The sequence below is a fragment of the Micromonospora sp. NPDC048894 genome (assembly GCF_040649765.1).
Taxonomy (GTDB): Bacteria; Actinomycetota; Actinomycetes; order Mycobacteriales; family Micromonosporaceae; genus Micromonospora; species Micromonospora antibiotica.
In genome coordinates this window covers 449,648-467,056 of sequence record NZ_JBEZFY010000003.1, presented here as the reverse complement: position 1 = coordinate 467,056, position 17,409 = coordinate 449,648, and the positions used below count along the sequence as shown (strand labels likewise).

At 71.8% G+C, this 17,409-nt stretch carries 13 protein-coding genes; 1 reads left to right on the top strand and 12 read right to left on the bottom strand.

The features are described from left to right. Positions 1 to 134: 134 nt before the first annotated feature. Positions 135 to 2,570, top strand: coding sequence for a M14 family metallopeptidase (locus tag AB0C22_RS08970; protein WP_357534352.1), 2,436 nt, complete (start codon positions 135 to 137; stop codon positions 2,568 to 2,570). A 52-nt stretch (positions 2,571 to 2,622) separates the two neighbouring features. Here AB0C22_RS08970 and AB0C22_RS08965 read toward each other — a convergent pair whose 3' ends face one another. The 12 genes from AB0C22_RS08965 to araB form a co-directional block, all read right to left on the bottom strand. Further along, positions 2,623 to 3,294, bottom strand: coding sequence for a TcmI family type II polyketide cyclase (locus AB0C22_RS08965; protein WP_219462763.1), 672 nt, complete (start codon positions 3,292 to 3,294; stop codon positions 2,623 to 2,625). 16 nt (positions 3,295 to 3,310) lie between these two features. Continuing rightward, a complete protein-coding gene (locus AB0C22_RS08960) occupies positions 3,311 to 4,600 on the bottom strand; it encodes a cytochrome P450 (RefSeq protein WP_219462764.1) in 1,290 nt (429 codons plus the stop codon). After that, entirely contained in the window at positions 4,597 to 4,917 is a 321-nt protein-coding gene (locus tag AB0C22_RS08955) for an antibiotic biosynthesis monooxygenase family protein (RefSeq protein ID WP_219462766.1), read from the bottom strand. Before AB0C22_RS08955 ends, AB0C22_RS08960 begins: the two co-directional genes overlap by 4 nt. Continuing rightward, positions 4,914 to 7,193 (bottom strand): FAD-dependent oxidoreductase, encoded by a 2,280-nt coding sequence (locus AB0C22_RS08950; RefSeq protein WP_219462768.1) that lies wholly within the window; start codon positions 7,191 to 7,193, stop codon positions 4,914 to 4,916. Before AB0C22_RS08950 ends, AB0C22_RS08955 begins: the two co-directional genes overlap by 4 nt. A 233-nt stretch (positions 7,194 to 7,426) precedes the next feature. Next, the gene (locus AB0C22_RS08945; RefSeq protein WP_208566839.1) at positions 7,427 to 8,416 is read right to left on the bottom strand and encodes a LacI family DNA-binding transcriptional regulator; all 990 of its coding nucleotides are present in this window, start codon (positions 8,414 to 8,416) and stop codon (positions 7,427 to 7,429) included. Between the two features lie 39 nt (positions 8,417 to 8,455). After that, on the bottom strand, positions 8,456 to 9,961 hold the full coding sequence (gene araA / locus AB0C22_RS08940; RefSeq protein ID WP_208566690.1) for an L-arabinose isomerase: 1,506 nt from the start codon (positions 9,959 to 9,961) through the stop codon (positions 8,456 to 8,458). A 31-nt stretch (positions 9,962 to 9,992) separates the two neighbouring features. Then, the gene (yjfF, locus tag AB0C22_RS08935; RefSeq protein WP_219462770.1) at positions 9,993 to 10,985 is read right to left on the bottom strand and encodes a galactofuranose ABC transporter, permease protein YjfF; all 993 of its coding nucleotides are present in this window, start codon (positions 10,983 to 10,985) and stop codon (positions 9,993 to 9,995) included. Then, complete coding sequence (locus AB0C22_RS08930) at positions 10,982 to 12,052, bottom strand: ABC transporter permease (protein WP_208566692.1); 1,071 nt, start codon at positions 12,050 to 12,052, stop codon at positions 10,982 to 10,984. The genes yjfF and AB0C22_RS08930 overlap by 4 nt, the downstream gene beginning before the upstream one ends. After that, positions 12,049 to 13,596 (bottom strand): sugar ABC transporter ATP-binding protein, encoded by a 1,548-nt coding sequence (locus AB0C22_RS08925; protein WP_219462771.1) that lies wholly within the window; start codon positions 13,594 to 13,596, stop codon positions 12,049 to 12,051. Before AB0C22_RS08925 ends, AB0C22_RS08930 begins: the two co-directional genes overlap by 4 nt. A 62-nt stretch (positions 13,597 to 13,658) precedes the next feature. Next, on the bottom strand, positions 13,659 to 14,672 hold the full coding sequence (locus AB0C22_RS08920; protein ID WP_219462773.1) for an ABC transporter substrate-binding protein: 1,014 nt from the start codon (positions 14,670 to 14,672) through the stop codon (positions 13,659 to 13,661). 167 nt (positions 14,673 to 14,839) lie between these two features. Next, positions 14,840 to 15,517 (bottom strand): L-ribulose-5-phosphate 4-epimerase, encoded by a 678-nt coding sequence (locus AB0C22_RS08915; protein ID WP_219462775.1) that lies wholly within the window; start codon positions 15,515 to 15,517, stop codon positions 14,840 to 14,842. Continuing rightward, the gene (gene araB / locus AB0C22_RS08910; RefSeq protein WP_357534346.1) at positions 15,514 to 17,211 is read right to left on the bottom strand and encodes a ribulokinase; all 1,698 of its coding nucleotides are present in this window, start codon (positions 17,209 to 17,211) and stop codon (positions 15,514 to 15,516) included. The genes AB0C22_RS08915 and araB overlap by 4 nt, the downstream gene beginning before the upstream one ends. Positions 17,212 to 17,409: the final 198 nt, after the last annotated feature.

The window sequence follows — 17,409 nt, the reverse complement described above, 5'->3', positions numbered from 1 at the left end:
GGTCGACGTCATGACCGGCCGCCCACCGTCGCCCGACTGTCGGCGTCCGACCTCCCCGTTTCGTACCCCGCCCGACGGCGGGCGCTGCCGCGCGCCGTCGGCCCGTCGTGCACCCCCAGGAAAGGTGGCCCGAGATGTCTCGTTCCGCACTGCCCCGCCGCTGGCGGCGGCTACCCGCCGCCACGGCTGCCGGCGTGGCGTTACTGCTGCTCGCCGGCCCGGCGACCGCCGGCACCGCCGCCCCGCCCGACCGGGAGGCCGACGCCCCGATCGGGCTCGAACGCTCCGCCGACGAGCAGGCCGACGTGGTGGAGGTGGTGGTCGACGGCACCGCTGCGCTGGACGAGCTGGTCGCCACCGGGGTCGACCTCGACCACCATGTCACCCGGACCGCGCAGGGCATCGTGGTGCACGCCGTGGTCACCCCGACCGAGGTCGCCGCGCTCAAGCGGAGGGGCTACCGGGTCGGTGCCGTGCTGCACGACGCGGCCGACTCCGCGCAGCGGGTCAGCGAGCGGGACGCGACGATCGCCGCCCACCAGGCCGAGAACCGGGCGTACACGGCGACCCTGCAGCGCAGCGCCGCCGCCTCCGACGTGAAGATCATCCGGGCCGACTACTACACCTCCGGCACCAACCAGGTGCTCTCGGTCGAGGCGAAGTGGGCCCAGGGTCAGACCTCCACCAGCACGCTGACCGTGGCACGCGACAGCGGCCCCGGCACCGAGATCGGCTCCGGCGGCACCCAGAACATCTCCCGGTTCGTCGACGCCGGGGTCTACCTCTATCACCGGGGCGCCGCCGCCGTCACCGCCCGGCCGCAGCGCATCCAGATCACCAGCCCCACCGGGGACGTGGCGGTCGCCGAGGTGAAGGAGTGGCTGCCCATCCCGGCCGACAGCCCGGAGGGGCCGGGCTACCAGAAGGACTTCGTCACCAGCTACCTCACCCCGACCGAGCTGTACGACCGGATCAAGCGGCTGGCCGACGCCTACCCGCAGCTCGCCGAGGTGGTGAAGCTGCCCTACCAGACCAACGGGTACCGGCGTAAGGCCCAGGTCGTGCTCGGCGGGACCAACGCCACCCGGGTCGCGGTCGACTCGCTCGCCTGGGGGCACGAGGGCGGCAACGACCTCACCGTCGAGCTGGCCGACCCGGGCGCGGCCGACCGGCCGCTCACGGTCACGGTGACCGGCAAGGCCATCCGGGTCAGCCTGGCCACCGACGCCACCGGGGTGGTGACCAGCACCGCCGCCCAGGTCGCCGCGGCGCTGACGGCCGAGGCGGGTGCGCTGGTCACGGCGTACACCTACCGGGGGGACGCCGGCGCCGGGGTGGTCGCGCCGGTCGCGCCGACGCCGCTGTCGGACAACCTGAAGGCACCCGCGGGGGTCTCCCGCGACCCGCACCCGGTGTACGCCATCCGGATCGGCAAGTACCGCGACGGCTCCCGCACCGGGGTGCTCGCCTACGCCCAGGAGCACGCCCGCGAGTGGGTCCCGCCGCTGGTGACCATCGAGACCGCCGAGCGGCTGCTGCGCAACCACGCCACCGACGAGAACACCAAGCAGCTGCTGCGCACCCTGGACATCTGGATCGTGCCGTCGATCAACCCGGACGGCGGGCACTACTCGTTCTACGACTACGCCTCGCAGCGGCGCAACATGACCAACCACTGTGCCCCGGGCGGCGCCACCGACGCGCTGGCCCGCAACTCGTGGGGGGTGGACAACAACCGCAACTACACCGAGTACAGCCTCTTCGACGGCTACTCGGGGGCGTCGGCGAGCTGCACCAGTGACACCTACGCGGGGCCGAGTGAGCTGTCCGAGCCGGAGAACCGCAACGTCGACTGGCTGGCCCAGCGGCCCAACATGAAGTTCTCGATGAACCTGCACTCCTCCGGCAACTACTTCATGTGGTCGCCGGGCGCGTACGCCACCCCGGGCCGGATCTCCGCGCCCCGGCCGACGCTCGCCGACGAGTCGTTCTTCTGGGGCGCGTCGTCGCGCATCCTCACCGCGATCAAGCGGCACCGCAACATGGCGGTCACCCCGGCCCGGACCGGCCCGATCTCCGACGTGCTGTACTCGGCGGCGGGCAACTCCGGCGACATGCTCTGGTACAAGTACGGCATCTACGCCTGGAACTTCGAGGTGGGCACCAGCTTCCAGCCCACCTGGGACGAGGCGCACCAGGAGACCATGGAGTTCAGCAACGGCCTGGTCGAGCTGCTGCGGGTGGCCCGGGACTTCGACAAGGACAAGAAACGCCCGACCAGCACCCTGGCGGTCACGCCGAGCGCCACCGAGGGCACCGTCAGCGTCCGGTTCGACACCAGCGAGCCGGCGGCGGTGTTCTACACCCTCGACGGCTCCCGGCCGACGTTCGACTCCACCCTGTACGCCTCGGCGGGCATCCGGGAGGGGGGCGAGACGCTGACCGTCCCGGCCGGCACCAAGGTGCACTGGTTCTCGGTGGACGCCGCCGGCAACATCGAGCGCAACTACCGCCCGGACGACGACAGCTTGACCTTCAACCGGGGCTGGGCGACCCTGCCCACCGGCTGACGCCGACACCAGCGGGGGTCCGCGCGGTCGGACCCCCGCTGGTCGGCCCGGGTCAGTCCTGCGCCCGCCACCGGTAGAACTCGGTGGCCACGGCATCGAGCGGGCTGCCCCAGGTGTCCGGGTCGAACGGGCTGATGTACGGGCTGAGATCGTCCATGATCTTGGCGAAGACCGGTTGGTCGTGGCGTTGCTCCACGGCGCCGTCGAACGGCTCGCCGACGCGCTCCAGCACGTGCAGGTAGACGTCGTCGATCGAGTACAGCCACCGCCCGGTGACCCCCATCATGGCGGGCAGCGGGCCGGCGTCGGACTCGGCGAAGATCTGCGCGACGGTGGGTTCCGCACCGGGCTTGATCCGGGCCACGATGACCGTCCGGCTCGGCTCGCCCGCGTCGGCCGGCGGCTCGGCCGGCGCCCAGGAGTAGAACTCCTTCGCCACCGAGTCCGACGGGTTCTTCCAGTCCCTCGGGTAGGGCGTCACGTACGGGGCGATCTGCTCGGCGATCTGCTGGAAGGCGGGCAGGCCCCGGGTCTGCCCGGTCACCTTCGGGTCCGCGTCGCGCTCGATCAGGTGGATGTAGAGGCCGTGGAACGACAGCAGGGTCCGCCCGACCACGCCCAGGTCCTGCGGCCGGGTGGTCCGGTCGTAGTACCCGAACACGTCGGCGACGGTCTGCTCGCTGCCCGGCACCATGGAACAGACGATCACGTTGCGGAAGGTCATCGGAACTCCTCGGGGATCAGACGGTACGGGTCGGCTCGGTGGGACGGGGGCGACTGGCCGGCGGGTACGACACCGGCGGGGCGGAGGCGGTGAACCGGACCGGCAGCTCCAGCAGCCCCCGGAACGGGGACGCCGCCGGCAACCGGCGCAGCTCGGTGGGCGGCACCCCGAGGCGCAGCCCGGGCAACCGGCGCAGCAGTGCCGCCAGGGCGATCTGGGCCTCCATCCGGGCCAGGGAGACCCCGAGGCAGTAGTGCACGCCGTGGCCGAAACCGAGGTGCGGGCCACGGACCCGGCGCAGGTCCAGCCGGTCCGGGTCGACGAAGTGCGCCGGATCGTGGTTGGCGGCGTTGAGCACCACCCCGACGATCGACCCGGCCGGGATGCGTACCCCCTGGTATTCGACGTCCTCGGTGGCGACCCGAGGGCTGGCCACCGGCAGCGGGCCGTCGAAGCGCAGCAGTTCCTCGATCGCCGAGGGCAGCAGGTCCGGGGTGTCGCGCAGCAGGTCGAGCTGGTCGGGGTGGGTCAGCAGGGCCACCGTCGCGTTGCCCAGGAAGTCGGCGGTGGTCTGGTGCCCGGCGAACAGCAGCAGGAAGGTGGTGGTGACCAGCTCCGCCTCGGACAGCCGGCCGTCCTGGTCGCAGGCGTCGATCAGCGCACTGATCATGTCGTCGGCCGGGACCACCCGTTTGGCGGCCACCAGCTCCACCAGGTAGTGGTGCAGCCGTACCTGCGCCTCGCCGACCGCCGCCCGCTCCTGCGCCGGGGGTCGCCGCGCCGACCCCGAGGTCCGGATCACCTGGGTCCAGTCCAGCACCCGCTCCTGGTCGGCCCGGGGCACCCCGAGCAGCTCACAGATCACCACCATCGGCAGCGGGATCGCGAAGTCGTGCATCAGCTCGGCCCGACCCTGCGCGACGAACCCGTCGATCAGGTCGTCGACGATCTGCCGTACCCGGGGGCGCAACGCCTCGATCCGACGCGGCGCGAACGCCTGCGACACCATCCGGCGCAACCGGGTGTGCTCCGGCGGGTCCGCGTTGAGCATGTTGCGGTTCAACGCCTCGGAGTTCGGGCCGAAGAGCTGCAGGTAGTGCTGGCCGGGTCCGTAGAGGTCCTTGGACAGCCGGGGGTCGGTCAGCGCCGCCCGCGCGTCGTCGAACCGGGTGAGCAGGTACGAGTCGAACCGGGGCGAGCTGACCGGGCAGACCGGGGCGTCGGCCCGCAGCCGGGCGAAGGACGGGTAGGGGTCGACGGCGAACTGGTCGGTGTAGAGCTGCGCGGCGGGTACCGGCTCGGTCATCTGGTCTCCTCGGGTGCGCTGGGCATGCTGTGCAGCACCTGGTAGGTGTGCCGTTCGGCGGATTCCCGCAGGTCCCGCACCACCCGCAGCAGCCGGTCACGGTGTTCGCTGCGGCCGAAGGCGTCCAACCGTTCCCGGTCCACCCAGTCACTGATGATCAGATAGCTGCGCGGGTCGTCGGCGTCGCGGACGAGGTCCTGGCGCAGGCACCCGTCGAGCAGCCGGATCTGTGCCGCCGCCGAGAGCCACTCCGCCTCGAACCGCTCCGCGCAACCCTCCCGGGTCCGCATCGCGAGCACCGTGCGCACCGCCGTCATCGCGCACCCCCGAACACCAGGTGCAGGTTCTTGCGCAGCGCGTCGGCGTCGACCGGTTGGCTGCGGAAGCCGACGTGCCCGTCCGGGCGGATCAGGTACAGGGCGGTGCCGGTCACCCCGTACCGGGCGCGGAACTCACCCCCGGCGTCGCGCAGCACCGGCGGCGCGAGCAGCCCCGGGTCGTCGGCGTCCGGGCTGATCAGCAGGTACGCGTCGACCTCACCCCGGGTCAGGGCACGGACGTCGGCGCAGAGCCCCGACACGGCCGCCACCGCCGCCGGTTCGGCCGAGGCGTCGGCGTAGACCAGCAGGGTGTGCCGGGTGCCGCCGGTCAGCTCGCGCAGCCGCAACGGGTGCCCCACCCCCCGCCGGGTCAACCCGCCCAGGTCGGGGGCGCACTCACCGGGGCGCGGGCCGGCGCGCAGCCCCTCCGGGTCGGTCACGCACTCCCCGACCAGCGGGCTGTCGGCATAGCTGAGCAGCAGCGACATCTCCTGGCGGAACTGCCGTTCCAGGTCGGCACGGTCCAGTTCGTCGGTGAACGCCATCCGTACCGCCCGGCCGACGATCTCCTCGCCCTCCGGGCGACGTTCGGCCTCGTAACTGTCGAGCAGGCCGGGGGCGGCCAGCCCCCGCGCCGCCAGCGCCACCTTCCAGGCCAGGTTCCAGGCGTCCTGGATGCCGGTGTTCATCCCCTGTCCCCCGGCCGGCGGGTGCAGGTGGGCCGCGTCACCGGCGACGAAGACCCGGCCGTGGCCGTACCGGTCGACGATGCCGTGGCTGATCCGGAACACCGACGACCAGCGCAGGTTCGCCGCCCGGGTGCCCGGTGGGGCCAGCCGGGTAAGCGCCGCCTGTACGTCGTCGAGGGTCGGCTCGGCCAACTCCTCGCTGAACCCGGGCGGGGCGTCCCGACCGCCGGTCTGGGCGAAGAACCGGGGTGGCGCGAGGGTCGCGATCCGGTACCGGCCCGCACCGCGCAGCGGTACGCAGACCAGCATGCCGTCCATCTGACCGTCGGTCTCGTGCAGGAACCGCAGCAGGTGCCCCGGCGGCATGTCCCAGTTCACCTCGACGTCGGCGAGCATGAACAGCTGCGGGAACCGGCCCAGCCCGCCCGAGAACGTCAGCCCGAGCAGGTCACGGACCCGGCTGTGCGCGCCGTCGGCGCCGATCAGGTACTGCGCCCGGACCGTCTGGGTGCCGCCCCCGGCGAGCGCCAGGGTGGCCAGTACGCCGTCCGCGCCCTGGGTGAACCCGGTCAGCTCCGCCCCGCGCTGCGGCCGTACGCCGAGGGTGGCCAGCCGCTCGGTGAGGATCCGCTCGGTCTCGTACTGGGGCAGGCCGAGGTGCGCGTACGGCAGGTCGGGCAGCTCCCAGCTCATCCGGTGGGTCTGGGTGCCGTTGACGAACACCACGTTGCCGGTGAGCCAGATCCCGGCGTCCATCGCCTCCCGCGCGATGCCCTGCTGCGCCCAGATCTCCATCGTGCGGCAGTGCACCCCGATGGCCTTGTCCGCCTGACCGGGCGGGGCGGCCCGCTTCTCCACCACCTGGCAGTCGATGCCGCGCCGGGCCAGCTCGACGGCGGCGGTCAGCCCGGTCGGCCCCGCCCCGACGATGAGTACGTCCGTTGTCGTGTGCACGTCGGTCTCCCTACCGGTACTGGCTGCCCGGTCGGTGCCGGGGTGAGCCGCGAGGTGGAACAGTCGGCGGCGGAAGTCGAGCAGGAACGGCGCGATCGGCCCGGCCTCCTCCCGCGCGTGCGCCGGGTTGGCCACCCAGCGGTGGAACTCCGCCTCGGTGCGCCACTCGGCGAAGATGTGGTGGACGTCGGTGTCGGGCTCGCGCAGCAGCTCCTCGCGCAGGTAGCCGGGGACCCCGGCCATCCGGGCGGTCACCTCGGCGTGGCCGCGGTGGAACTCGGCGAGCCGGGCGGCCGGGACGGTGACCTCGACGTCCACCAGGAGCGTCGGGTGCCCGCCGGGCCGGTCGCGCATCACCCGCCGGTCGGCGGCGGTGGGCGGCGCGCACCCGGCACGCAGGGCGTCGGCGAGGCCGGCGGCCACCGGGCCGCGCTCGTAGTCGAGCAGGGCGTCGTCGTCGACCCACTCGGTGGCGATGACGAACGTACGCGGGTCGTGCGCGTCCACGAACAGGTCCCGACGCAGGTTGCCGGGCAGCGCGTCGAGCTGTGCCGCAGCCGTGCGCCAGGCCGACCGGACGGCCTGTTCGGCACCGGGGCGCGCGCGGATCCGGAGCATTGTCCTGATCATGGAGTCTCCTTGACGGCCTGCCCGTGACGAGGGTCCCGACCGCCGGGACCTGCACCGGCGCGTCGTCGCTCGACCCTGTCGCAGCGCGCGTCACCCCGGCGTCACCGGCCGGGCGGCCCGGGTCGACCCCCGTTGACGCCGCCGGGACGGCCCACCCACCCGGGCCGTTCCCGCCGCCGGACGCACACCGACGGCCGGTACCGCACGCTCACGGCGGGACCGGTCGGGGTGGCTCAGGGGCGGCGGTTGCCGCTGCTCGCACGGACGACGAGGACCGGTTCGACCTGGGGGCGGGGCGCGTCCGCGCCCGCACCGTCGAAGAGTTCCAGCAGCGCCGCCACGCACCGCCGGCCGACCTCGTCGAAGTCCTGCCGCACCGTGGTCAGTGGCGGGGAGAGGTATTCGGCCTCGGGGATGTCGTCGAAACCGACCACGCTGACGTCTTCGGGAATCCGGGCGCCCCGCTGGTGCAGGGCGCGCAGCAGACCCAGCGCCTGGTGGTCGTTGGCGCAGAAGACCGCCGTCACGTCGGGGCGCTCCACCAGGGACTGGCCCAGCTCGTAGCCGGCCCGGGGGCTCCAGTCGCCGACGATGACCGGCGGGACGCGGCGGCCCGCCTGCTCCAGGGTCTGCCGCCACCCGTCGACCCGGTCGCGGGCCTCCAGCCAGTCCCGGGGCCCGGCGATGTGCCACACCGTCTCGTGGCCGAGGTCGAGCAGGTGCCGCACCGCCAGCCGGGCACCGGCCACCTGGTCGACGGAGATGCTGGGCAGTTCGCCGCGTTCCCCGCTGGCCTCGACCACCACTGCGGGCACCCCGGTGGGCAGGCCGTGCACGGCGACCGACGCCGTCATCATCGGGGTGATGACGACGACGCCGGCCACCGACTGCTCGGTCAGCGCGTCGATGGCCGAGCGCATCCCGCTACGGTCCAGCCGCTCCAGGGTGACGATGCTGATGCCGTACCCGGCGGCGCGGGCGGCCCGCTCGATGCCCAGCAGGGTGGCCGCCGGGCCGAACAGGATGGTGTCGAAGCTGACCACGCCGATGACCCGGGAGCGGCGGCCGGCCAGCCCCCGGGCCAACGCGTTGGGCCGGTAGTTGAGCTGGTGCACGGCACGCAGCACCCGCTCCCGGGTCTCCGGCCGAACGCTCGGGTGGTTGTTGAGCACCCGGGACACGGTCTGGTGCGACACCCCGGCGAGTTGCGCGACGTCGCTCATCACCGCGGCGCGTCCGGGCCGCTGCTGGCCCATGGCGGGTCAGAAACCCCGGGCCAGGCGGTAGTAGGCCTGGTTCCAGCGCAGCTCGTCGGCGAACCGGCGGGGGGTCGTGTCGGCGTCGATGACGACCAGTTCGGTGCCGACCATCTCGGCGAGGTCGTGCAGCTCCTCGACCCCGACGGCCTGGGACAGCACCGTGTGGTGCGGGGCGCCGGCGGTGAGCCAGGCCTCCGCCGACGCGGCCAGGTCCGGCCGGGGCCGCCACACCGCCCGCGCCACCGGCAACTTCGGCAGCGGGTACGGCGGCGCGACCACGTCGATCTCGTTGGCGACCAGCCGGAACCGCTCCCCCATGTCGGCCAGGCCGAGCACCACGGCCGGGCCGGGCTGGGCGTCGAAGACCATCCGGACCGGGTCCTCCCGGCCACCGATGCCCAGCGGGTGGATCTCGACGTTCGGGGTGGCCGCCGCGATGGTCGGGCAGACCTCCAGCATGTGCGCCCCGAGCACCAGTTCCCGACCCGGGGTGAGGTCGTAGGTGTAGTCCTCCATGAACGAGGTGCCACCGGTGGTGCCGACGGACATCGACTTGAGCGTGCGCACCAGCACCGAGGTCTTCCAGTCGCCCTCACCGCCGAAGCCGTACCCGTCGGCCATCAACCGCTGCACGGCCAAGCCGGGCAGCTGACGCAGCCCGCCCAGGTCCTCGAAGTTGGTGGTGAAGGCGCGGAACCCACCGGCGTCGAGGAAGTCGCGCAGCCCCGCCTCGATCCGGGCGGCGTAGCGCAGCGAGTCGTGCCGGTCGCCGCCGGAGCGCAGCGCGGCGACCAGGCGGTAGCTGTCGTCGTACTCCTTGACCAGGTCGTCGATGCGCGCGTCGGCGACCGCGTCGACGGCCTCGACCAGGTCGTTGACCCCGTAGGTGTTGACCGAGACGCCGAAGCGCAGCTCGGCCTCGACCTTGTCCCCCTCGGTCACCGCGACGTCGCGCATGTTGTCGCCGAAGCGGGCCAGCCGCAGCGACCGCATCTCGGCGTGCCCGATCGCGGCCCGGGTCCACGCGCCGATCCGGGCGGCGACCCGGGGGTCGCTGACGTGCCCGGCGACGGTCTTGCGGGCGACACCGAGCCGGGTCTGGACGTACCCGAACTCCCGGTCGCCGTGGGCGGCCTGGTTGAGGTTCATGAAGTCCATGTCGATCTCGGACCAGGGCAGTTCCACGTTGGCCTGGGTGTGCAGGTGCAGCAGCGGGGTACGCAGCGCGTCCAGCCCCGAGATCCACATCTTGGCCGGCGAGAAGGTGTGCATCCACGCGATCACCCCGACCGCACCCTGCACGGCGGCGTCGCGGCAGACGGCCAGGATCTCGGCGCTGGAGGTCAGCACCGGCTTCCAGACCACCCGGGCCGGGACGGCCGGGTCGGCGTCGAGCCGTTCGGCGATCCGTCGGGACTGCTCGGCCACCTGGCGCAGGGTCTCCGGGCCGTACAGGCCCTGGCTGCCGGTGAGGAACCAGACCTCGGCGACCGGGGATGGGTTGGTCATGGGCGTTGCCTTCCGGTGGGACTGGCGAGGGTCACTTGGTACGGATACCAACGAGGCGTTGGAGCAGGATGAACACGAACAGCAGGCCACCAATGACGATCTTGGTCCACCACGAGTTGAGCGTGCCGTCAAAGGTGATCAACGTCTGGATGATGCTGAGCACCAGCACCCCGAGCAGGGTGCCGAAGACGTACCCGGAGCCGCCGGTGAGCAGGGTGCCGCCGATGACGACCGCCGCGATCACGTCCAACTCCATGCCCACCGCGATCAGCGGGGCACCCGACAGGGTGTAGAACGACAGCAGGATGCCGCCGATCGCCGAGCAGAGGCCGCTGATCGTGTAGACCGCGATCTTCGTACGGCCCACCGGCAGGCCCATCAGCAGCGCGGACTGCTGGTTGCCGCCGATGGCGTACACGTTGCGCCCGAGCCGGGTGTACGCCAGCACGGCCGCCGCCACGGCCACCACCGCGACGGCGATCAGCGCGCCGACCGAGACGAAGTTCTCGCCGAGGTGGATGCGGTGCTGGGCGGCGCTGGTCCAGAACCCGTCGGTGATCGGGATCGAGGTGGTGCTGATCCAGGTGCACACCCCCCGGGCGAAGAACATCCCGGCCAGCGTGACGATGAAGGGTTGGATGTCGAAGAAGTGGATCACGCAGCCCATCGCGAACCCGAGGATCGGGCCGAGCAGCAACGCGATCACCAGCACCAGGGCGGGGTGCAGGCCGTTGCCCAGCAGGGAGGCCGACACCATCGCGGTCATCGCCACCACCGACCCGACCGACAGGTCGATGCCCCCGGTGAGGATGACGAAGGTCATCCCCACCGCGACGACCAGCAGGAAGCCGTTGTCGATGAAGACGTTGAAGACGACCTGGATGTTGGAGAACGCCTGGTACTGCGAAACACCGATGGAGTACATAACCAGCAGCAGCGCTGCGGTGGCGAGCACCGGCACGTGCCGGGGTGGCACCCGCCACCAGGCACGGCCCGGGCGGGCGGCCAACGGGGTCGTGGTCATGCCGGAACCTGCTCCTTCTCTGTGCCGACCGGCTCCACCGGAGTCACCGGGACGCTGCGCCGACGGCGGAACCGCGCCCGGAAGGCCGGGGCCTGGATGAGACAGACCACGATCACCACGACCGCCTTGAACAGCAGGGACGTCTGCGGGTCGATGTTCATGGCGTACACCGAGGTGGTGAGGGTCTGGATGAGCAACGCGCCGACCACCGTGCCGCCGAGGTAGAACCGGCCGCCGGCCAACGCGGTGCCGCCGATGACCACGGCCAGGATGGCGTCCAGCTCGACCCAGAGCCCGACCGCGTTGCCGTCGGCGCTGGAGACGTTCGCCGTCATCATGAACCCGGCGATGGCCGCGCAGGCGGCGCTCACCACGTACACCAGGAAGGTGATCCGCCGGGAACGGATGCCGGCCAACCGGCTGGCCTCGGCGTTGCCGCCGACCGACTCGATGATCATGCCGAGCGCGGTACGCCGGGTCAGCACCGCCACCAGCAGGGTCACCGCGAGGGCGATGACGATCGCGAACGGCAGGGTCAGCAGGTGCCCCACCCCGATCACCTTGTAGGGCCCGCTGTTGATGGTGATGATCTGCCCTTCGGCGATCAACTGGGCCAGGCCCCGGCCGGCCACCATCAGGATCAGCGTGGCGATGATCGGTTGGATGCCGATGCCGGCGACCAGGATGCCGTTCCAGGCACCGAGCAGCAGGGCCACCCCGAAGCCGAGCGCCACCGCGGTGAGCACCACGCCCAGACTGTTCTGGTCGGGCTGCTCGCTGATGTAGAGGCAGGCCACCGCACCGGCGACCGCCGCCACCGCACCCACCGAGAGGTCGATGCCGCCGGTGGCGATCACCAGGGACATGCCCAGGGCGACCAGGATCAGCGGGGCGCTGAGCCGGACGATGTCGATCAGGCTGCCGTAGAGGTGGCCGTTCTTCAGCTCGATCGACAGGAAGCTCGGCCGGTAGACGGCGTTCGCGACCAGCAGCAGCACCAGCACCACGAGCGGCCAGAACAGCCGGTGGCTGGTGACGCCCGCAGCGCGGGCCCGTACGGTGCTCATGCCGGCACCGACCCTTCCTGGGAGCTGCCGCTGGCGATGACCTGCATGACGCGGGCGGCATCGAGGCTGTCGTCGTTGGTGAGTTCGGTGACCAGCTGCCGGTCGCGCATCACGGCGACCTTGTGGCTGAGCCGCAGCACCTCCTCCAGCTCGGCGGAGATGAACAGCACCGCCATTCCGCCGTCGGACAGCTGCGCCACCAGACGCTGGATCTCGGTCTTGGCGCCGATGTCGATGCCCCGGGTCGGCTCGTCGAGGATCAGCAGCCGGGGTTCGGTGATCAGCCACCGGGCCAGCAGCACCTTCTGCTGGTTGCCGCCGGACAGGTTGCGCACCGGCATCTCCGGATCGGCCGGCCGGATGCTCAGCGCCTTGATCCAGTGCTGGACCAGTTCGTCCTGCCGGCGGCGCGGCACCGGCCGCAGCCAGCCCCGGGCCGCCTGCATGGCCAGGATGATGTTCTCCCGCACCGACAGCTCGCCGACCAGTCCCTCGGTGCGGCGGTTCTCGGAGCAGAACGCGATGTCCCGGTCGATGGCGGCCACCGGGTTGCGGATCGCCACCGGGGCACCGTCCACGGCGAGCCGGCCGGCATCGGCGCGGTCCGCGCCGAAGAACAACCGGGCCACCTCGGTACGCCCCGAGCCGAGCAGGCCGGCCAGGCCGACCACCTCGCCCTGGTGGATGGTGAGGCTGAACGGCGCGACGGAACCGGACCGGCCGAGCCCGTCGGCCGCCACCAGGGGGGTGCCCTGTTCGAGGGCCGCCCGGTCGCCGCCGCTGGTCGCCTCGTCGAGGCGCTCCAGGGCGTCCAGCTCCTTACCGATCATCTTCTCCACCAACGCGATCTGCGGCAGTTCGCTGGTGAGGTACTCGCCGACGAGCCGGCCGTTGCGCAGCACGGTGATCCGGTCGGCGATGGCGTACACCTGGTCGAGGAAGTGGGTGACGAAGATGATCGCGATGCCGTCGTCGCGCAGCTGCCGCATGATCCGCATCAGCTGGGCCACCTCGTCGGCGTCCAGGCTGGAGGTGGGCTCGTCGAGGATCAGCACCCGGGCCCGGATGTCGACGGCGCGGGCGATCGCGACCATCTGCTGCACGGCCAGTGAGTAGTTGCCGAGCAGTTCGCTGACGTCGATGTGCAGGTCGATGCGGGCCAGCAGCTCCTGCGCCCGGCGGCGCATCTCGCGCCAGTTGACCGCGCCGAGCCGGCGCGGCTCCCGGCCGATGTAGATGTTCTCCGCCACCGACAGGTTGGGTAGGAGGTTGACCTCCTGGTAGACGGTGCTCACCCCGGCGGCGGTGGCCTGCATCGGGCCGGAGAAGGAGACCTCGTCGCCGTCGAGTGTGATGGTGCCGGAATCGGTGCCGTAGACGCCGGTCAGCACTTTGATGAGGGTGGACTTCCCGGCGCCGTTCTCGCCCATCAGGGCGTGCACCTCACCGGGGAAGAGCCGGAGGTCGACGCCGTCGAGGGCGCGGACCCCGGGGAAGAGCTTGCTGATCGCGGTCATCGTCAGGACCGGATGCCTATCCGACATCCCACCGAACCTTTCCTCGGAAGCGGAGGCCGCCGCGCCGAACGCGGCGGCCTCCGGTCAGATCAGTACTTCCGGTTGGGCAGAGCAGTCTTGGCCTGCTCCTGGGTGAAGGTGGTCTCCTCGGTCTCGACCCGGGCGGGGACCTCCTCGCCGGCCTTGACCTTCTTGGCCAGGTCCATCAGCTGCGGGCCGAGCAGCGGGCTGCACTCCGCGATGAAGTTGAACTTGCCGTCGGCCAGCGCCTGCATGCCGTCCTTGACCGCGTCGATGGTGATGATGGTGATGTCCTTGCCGGGCGTCTTGCCCGCCGCGGTGATCGCCTCCAGCGCACCCAGGCCCATGTCGTCGTTGTGCGCGAAGAGCACGTCGATCTTCGGGTTGGCCTTGAGGAACTGCTCCATGACCTGCTTGCCGCCGGCCCGGGTGAAGTCACCGCTCTGCGAGGCGACGACCTTCAGGTTGGGGTTGGCGGCGATCGCCTCGGCGAAGCCCTTCTTGCGGTCGTTGGCCGGGGCCGAACCGGTGGTGCCCTGCAGCTCCACGATGTTCACCGGGCCGGTCGCGGCCGACTTCTCCTTGACCAGCCACTCGCCGGCGAGCTTGCCCTCCTTGACGAAGTCCGAGCCGATGAAGGTCTTGTAGAGGCTCTTGTCGGCCGAGTCGACGGCCCGGTCGGTCAGGATCACCGGGATCTTGGCGTCCTTGGCCTCCTTGAGCACGGTGTCCCAGCCCGACTCCACCACCGGCGAGAAGGCGATCACGTCGACCTTCTGCTGGATGAAGTTGCGGATCGCCTTGATCTGGTTCTCCTGCTTGCCCTGGGCGTCGTCGAACTTCAGCTCGTAGCCGGCCTCGGTGGCCGACTCCTTGATCGAGTTGGTGTTCGCCGTGCGCCAGCCGCTCTCCGCGCCGACCTGCGAGAAGCCGATGACCAGCTTGCCGCTGCCGCTGCCGCCGCTCTTGTCGTCACCGCCGGTGTCGCTGTTGCCGCAGCCGGCGAGTCCGCCGGCCAGCAGGCCGACGGCGAGCATCGCGCCGAGGCCACGTCGGGTGAGGGTAATACCGGTCTTCGCCATGTGAAGACTCCTTGTACGGGGATGAGGTGGGGGATGGTGCTACTTCGGGAAGGACCGGCCGGACGGCACGCCGGACGGACCGGACCTTCCAGGGGTGGTGCATCGGGTTGCGGTGGATCGACCGGACCGCACGGGGCGGCCGGTGGCGAGGACGGGCGGGGCCGCGGTTACGGCCCCGGTTGCCCGTAGACGTTCTGGTAGCGGTGGTAGAGGGAGTCGATGTCGGCCTGGGCCATCGGCACGGGGGTGCCGAGCGACCGGGCCAGGTGCGCGGTCCGGGCCACGTCCTCGCACATGACGGCGGCCTTCACCGCCGAGCGGGCGTCCCGGCCGATGGTGAACACGCCGTGGTTGCGCATCAGCACCGCCGGTGAGCGGTGCCCGGACAGGGTCGCCACGATGCCCTTGCCGATGTCGTCGCCGCCGATGAGCGCGAACGGACCGACCGGGATCTCGCCGCCGAACTCGTCGGCCTGGGCGGTGAGGTGGCACGGGATCGCCTCGCCGCAGGCGGCCCAGGCGGTGGCGTACCCGCTGTGGGTGTGCACCACGCCGCCGACCTCGGGCATCGCCCGGTAGACGTAGGCGTGGGCGGCGGTGTCGCTCGACGGTGACAGGTCACCGTCGACCACGACCCCGTCGAGGTCGCAGACGATCATGTTGTCGGGCCGCAGGTCGTCGTAGGACACCCCGCTCGGCTTGATCACCATCAGCTCCCGGCCGGGCACCCGGGCCGAGACGTTGCCGGCCGTCCAGGCCACCAGGTTGTAGCGCACCAGCTCGCCGTGCAGGGTGGCCACCTGCTCGCGCAGCCGGGCCACCTCGGCGTCGAGGTCGAGGGTCATGCCGGCACCTCCAGGGGGTGGGTGGTCGGGTCGGCCGTGGGGTTGACGGCGGGGCGGCGGGCCGCGTTGCGGATCGCCCGCAGCCGCAGCAGCACGTCGTCGCCGCCCCGACCGAAGTGGTCGTGCAGCCGGCGGTACTCGGCGTAGAGCGCGTCGTAGGCGCGGGCCCGCTCCGGGTCGGGCCGGTAGACCTCGCGGTCGACCCGGCCCATCGCCGCCGAGGCGGTCGGCACGTCCGGGTACGCCCCGGCCGCGACCGCCGCGTGGATCGCCGACCCGAGGGCCGGACCCTGCGCCGAACCGATGATGCCCAGCGGACGCCGGGTCACGTCGGCGTAGATCTGCATCAGCAGGCTGTTGTTGGTGAGCCCGCCGGCCACGATCAGCTCGTCGACCGGGACGCCCGCCTCGGCGAACGCCTCGATGATCATGCGGGTGCCGTACGCGGTGGACTCCAGCAGCGCGCGGTAGACGTCCGGCGGCCGGGTGGCCAGGGTCAGCCCGACGAGCACCCCGCTGAGGTCGTGGTTGACCAGCAGGGAGCGGTTGCCGTTCCACCAGTCCAGGGCCACCAGGCCGTGTGCGCCGACGGGCTGGGCCGCGGCGGCGGCGGTCAGCTCCTCGTGGGAGGCGAACCCGGCGGGGGCGGCGTGCTTGACGAACCAGCCGAAGATGTCACCGACGCCGCTCTGGCCGGCCTCGTAGCCCCAGGAGCCGGCGCTGATCCCGCCGTCGACCACCCCGCACATGCCGGCGACCTCGGCCCGCTCGGTACCGTTGACCACGTGGCAGGTGGAGGTGCCCATGATGGCGACCAACCGACCGGGGGTCAGCGCCTGCGCGGCGGCGGCGGTGACGTGGGCGTCGACGTTGCCGACGGCCACCGCGATCCCCTCCGGCAGCCCGGTCCAGGCGGCGGCCTGCGCGGTGAGCCCGCCGGCCCGCGTGCCGAGCTGCGCCAGCGGCCCGTCGATCTTGGCGACGAAGTCGGCGAAGCCGGGGTTCAGCGCGGACAGGTAGGCCGGGGACGGGTAGTGGCCGTCCTGGAGCAGCCCCTTGTAGCCCGCGGTACAGACGTTACGGGTCTCGATGCCGCACAGCTGCCAGACGATCCAGTCGGCTGCCTCGATCCAGCGCTCGGCGCGGGCGTAGACCTCCGGGTCCTCCTCCAGCAGCTGCAGCCCCTTGGCGTACTGCCACTCGGCGGAGATCTTGCCGCCGTAGCGGCCGATCCAGGACTCGCCCCGGGAGTGGGCCAGCGCGTTGATCCGGTCGGCCTGCGGCTGGGCGGCGTGGTGCTTCCACAGCTTCACCCAGGCGTGCGGGCGGGTACGCAGGTCCGGCAGCTCGCACAGCGGCGTGCCGTCGGCCAGGGTGGGCAGCACGGTGCAGGCGGTGAAGTCGATGCCGATGGCGACCACCTGGGCCGGGTCGACGCCGCTCGCGGCGAGCGCGGCGGGTACCGCCTCGCGCAGCACCTCGCGGTAGTCGTCCGGGTCCTGCAGCGCCCAGTCGGCCGGCAGGGGCTGGCCGTCGGCGGCGAGCGTCGTCTCCATCACCGCGTGGCGGTACTCGTGCACCGCCGTGCCCAGCTCGGCGCCGTCGCCGACCCGCACCACCAGCGCCCGACCCGACAGCGTGCCGTAGTCGACGCCGACGACGTACCGGTCCTGCGGGTTCGCGCCTGCATCCATGCCGTTCTCCGTTCAATCGTTGGGGGCAAGTGTTAGCGCTCACATGGAATCCGTCAAGGCGCATCCATGTAACACTGCCGTAACCATCCTGAGCGGCCCCGGCACGGCATCCACCATCACCGCTGCGACCAGCCATCGAGCAGCCGGCATGCGACGACCAGGTGAGCGGTCACATCCCTTCGTCCGGGCCGGCCCTTG